Raw genomic sequence first — 1,643 nt, forward strand, 5'->3', positions numbered from 1 at the left:
ATGGTCACCTGGGCGCCGAGTGCGGTGAGTTCGTTGGTGAGTTCGGTGGCGCCGGGGGCTTGGGGGCCGCGGCGGCTGGTGAGGAGGAGGTGGTGGGCGCCGTGTTGGGTGACGAGGTGGCGGGCGAGGAGGGTGCCGAGGGCGCCGGTGCCGCCGGTGATGAGGATGGTGCCGTGGGGGTCCAGGGCGGGTGTGGCGGTGTCGTGGGGGAGGGTGGCGCGGGTGAGGCGGGGGGCGTGGGCTCGGCCTTCGCGGAGGGCGAGTTGGGGTTCTTCGGTGGTGAGGGCGGCGGGGAGGGCGCGGTGCGAGGCATCGTGGCCGTCGGTGTCGATGAGGGTGATGCGGTGGGGGTGCTCGTTCTGGGCGGAGCGGATGAGGCCCCATAGGGGTGCGGTGGTGAGGTCGGTGATGTCCTCGTTGTCGGTGGTGGCCACCGCGTGCTGGGTGACGATCACCAGGCGCGTGCTGTTCAGCAGTTCGTCCGCGAGGAAGCCCTGTACCAGCGCCAGCGTGCCGACGAGCACCTCCCCGACCGGCTCGGTGGAGCCGTACGCCGTGGCCGGAGCCACCACCACGACATCCGGTGCCGGGGTGTCCGCGTCGACCGAGTCGACCAGCGCGGTGAGGTCCCGGTGGACTCTCACCTCGATCCCCGTCGCGCCCAACGCCGCTTCCAGCGCGTCGTCCCCACCGAGTACGGCCCAACTGCCCTTTGCCGCACCGACCGGAGCCGGGGCCGGGAGAGCCGGCCAGGTGAGCTGGTGGAGCGCGTTGTGCTCGGAACTGGTGCGCGCGGCGGCCGCGATCTGCTCGGCGCTGACGGGCCGAGCCGTGAGGCCGTCCACGGTCGCGACCAGGGCGCCCGAGGCGTCGGCGAGCACCAGCGACACAGTGTCGTCGCTCACCGGCGTGATGGACACGCGGAGGGCGGTGGGCGTGCCGGCGGTGTGGAGGGTGACGCCGTGCCAGGCGAAGGGGAGGGGGATGTGGTCGGTGGCGTCGGTGAGGTTGGTGAGCTGGGGGTGGAGGGCGGCGTCGAGGAGCGCCGGGTGGATGCCGTATGCGGCCGCGTCGGAGTGGGCTTCCTCGGGAAGCGCGATCTCGGCGTAGGTGGTGGTGCCCTGCTGCCAGGCGGCCTGGAGGCCCTGGAAGAGCGGGCCGTAGTGGTAGCCGAGGTCGTGGATGCGGGGGTAGAGGTCGTGGAGGTCCACAGGGGTGGCCGCGGTGGGCGGCCAGGTGGTGAGGTCACGGTCCGTCGCGGCGGCGGCGTCGGTGGTGGTGAGGTGCCCGGTGGCGTGCAGTGTCCAGTCGGGGTTGTCGGCGTCGTCGGTGGCGACCGGACGCGAGTGGACGGTCACCGCGCGGCTGCCCGTGTTGCCGGGCGGGGCGAGGTTCACCTGGAGTTGCACGGTGCTTTCGGCGGTGAGCGCCAGGGGTGCGTGGAGGGTGAGCTCGTCGATCGTGGTGGTGTCGGTGTGCTGGGCGGCGTGCAGCAGTAGGTCGATGAAGGCGGTGCCGGGGAGGAGGACTGTGTCGTGCACGGTGTGGTCCGCCAGCCATGAGGGCGAGTTCTGCGTCAGGCGGCCGGTGAAGAGTTGTGTGCCTTCGGGGAGTTCGATGGTGGCGGTGAGGATGGGGTGGTG

1 protein-coding gene is annotated in these 1,643 nt (G+C 72.2%); it reads right to left on the reverse strand.

The features are described 5' to 3' along the window. On the reverse strand, positions 1–1,643 hold a 1,643-nt coding region (locus tag ABZW10_RS38705), incomplete at both ends, for a polyketide synthase dehydratase domain-containing protein (protein ID WP_355376416.1).

The organism is Kitasatospora sp. NPDC004723 (genome assembly GCF_040609255.1).
Lineage (GTDB): Bacteria > Actinomycetota > Actinomycetes > Streptomycetales > Streptomycetaceae > Kitasatospora.